The 1,835-nt window shown below is 38.7% G+C and carries 4 protein-coding genes; 1 reads left to right on the top strand and 3 read right to left on the bottom strand.

All coding sequences use genetic code 11. The annotated features are described in order from the left end of the window. From ACEYW6_RS36125 to tumA, 3 genes are all read right to left on the bottom strand, one after another. A partial coding sequence (locus tag ACEYW6_RS36125; RefSeq protein WP_412983593.1) for an AIPR family protein occupies nucleotides 1–248 on the bottom strand: 248 nt, incomplete at its 3' end. A 218-nt stretch (nucleotides 249–466) separates the two neighbouring features. After that, nucleotides 467–850 (bottom strand): toxin TumE, encoded by a 384-nt coding sequence (gene tumE / locus ACEYW6_RS36130; protein ID WP_412983594.1) that lies wholly within the window; start codon nucleotides 848–850, stop codon nucleotides 467–469. After that, nucleotides 840–1,070: an antitoxin TumA gene (tumA, locus tag ACEYW6_RS36135; RefSeq protein ID WP_179070367.1), complete on the bottom strand. Its 231-nt coding sequence runs from the start codon at nucleotides 1,068–1,070 to the stop codon at nucleotides 840–842. The genes tumE and tumA overlap by 11 nt, the downstream gene beginning before the upstream one ends. 201 nt (nucleotides 1,071–1,271) lie before the next feature. Between tumA and ACEYW6_RS36140 the strand changes: the two genes are divergently transcribed. Beyond that, nucleotides 1,272–1,775 (top strand): hypothetical protein, encoded by a 504-nt coding sequence (locus tag ACEYW6_RS36140; RefSeq protein ID WP_412983595.1) that lies wholly within the window; start codon nucleotides 1,272–1,274, stop codon nucleotides 1,773–1,775. Nucleotides 1,776–1,835: the final 60 nt, after the last annotated feature.

Genomic DNA, 1,835 nt, shown 5'->3' on the forward strand with positions numbered 1-1,835 from the left:
TTGTTCTTGACAGGTTTAGCAATATTAGCTGACAGAACGATTCCACTGTGGCGAGAGAAGAATTTTGCAGGTTCGGTCGTTAGTGAGTCGAAGATTTGTCTGTAGGTCGCGCTTTTGCGGTTCGGTTCGCGGATGTTCGGTTCTAGCGGTAGGTCTATAGGGAACGAGTCTACATGGGCTGTGGCGATGATGCAATTGGGGTTGGCTTGAAAATAGTTATCTATTTTGATGTTCCAAGTTTTGGGCATACTTTATTTCTTGATGGAATTAAATTCTATGTTAGCGCTGCTGTAACCTTAATTATTCTCTTTCTTCACGACCAATAAGCTACCAAACTAGCCAAATTATAAACATCTCTAATCTAGCTGTATTAAACCTGTTATTTACTAGCGTGAAAATTTTCTCTAATTTTGCTTAGTTTAGAGGAACATACCTTCTTTGGCTCTTAGTACAGAAACTTATCCACCTATTTCAATAATTCGGTTGCTTCTTTTAATACTTGAGTAATTTCCGGTTTCTGAGAACTAATCACATCATTTGGTAAATGCTTGTGATGCGGAAAGGTAGAGATATCAGGAAAATGCGGCGTACTATCATAACGAAAAACTAGGCAATTTCGTTCATCCTGAAAATGGTAGCGATAATCAAGGAATTTTAACTGATTGTCTGTGATTACTATAGCTTCGTTAATTTCTAATAAGTGTGTTTGAGCTAATCGCAATCTAATTCTTAAATTAGCCCGAAGGGATGTTAAAATTTCTTCTTCATAACGTTCCACATAAACATTTGGGCATTGAACAATTGCTTGTTCTACAAGATTAAGATAATCAGATAGAATATTAAGCAGCATAGTTCAATCTTTGCTCTATTTCTTGACGCAAAACCAGATAATGGCGGTAATCGTTTGCCCATTCTATAAATAGAACATCATCTGGTAATGTTCCCTGATTATACTGATAAAAAAAATCTTCAGAGTCCATTTTTTGTTGGTTTTCATACACACTGAGTCGCTTGGCAACGGCAACCAAAGCATCTAAGGATGATGTATATTGAATGGTCTGTTTACGCATTTTATCTCTACTTCAAAATCATCATATTTTGATTATAAGTGAGCGCCACTCCATAATTTCCTCATCTAGCGCTATTAAATTTAGGCAAATTTTCATTAAATAGTAGAGTAGCTATTATGGCGTTGCTGTATCGTCACGACTGCTGCTTCCACACAAGGTTGTACCCCCTTTCAACAGTCGCCAGTAGTTTCGATTGCTTGGATGACAGATACACCAATTGATTATTTATCGCCAATATTGAGCGAAGAACCAGAACTACTGCATGATACTCCCACCTCAAAAAAATCCACACGTTACATTTTCCGAGTGCCTGCGCCATCCGAACGTTCACCTTTTAAACCTGTACCTCCCATCTTGACCATATCCGAAGCTCATCGTCAGCGATTAGAAGTTAGAGAAATTATTCAAAATCACGGAGAGCGTCGCCTGTTGCAAATGCTCGGTGTACTCAATTTTTACATCTACTGCACTGCCGCAAATTCTTCCTTTGGTGCTATCACCAAAATCAATAATCAAGACTCAGTTACCTATTCCATAGATTCACACTCTCTGAGTCAAATGCTCGCACTCTCAGACGCTGGGTTATTATCTGGCACTTTCCCCAGTACTTTCGCCACTAAATATCTCAAAACTTATTGGGGTGCTGGTTTCTGTGGTCGCGCTAGTTTCCGGGGAGTGCGTGAGTACTTTAGAGGGTGTTTATAAATAAAAAATAAACAACACCATAGTCATTCCCCAAGACAGGTATCTTAAAAGAGACAGTCG

It is taken from the genome of Nostoc sp. UIC 10607 (genome assembly GCF_047228265.1).
GTDB lineage: Bacteria > Cyanobacteriota > Cyanobacteriia > Cyanobacteriales > Nostocaceae > Nostoc > Nostoc foliaceum_A.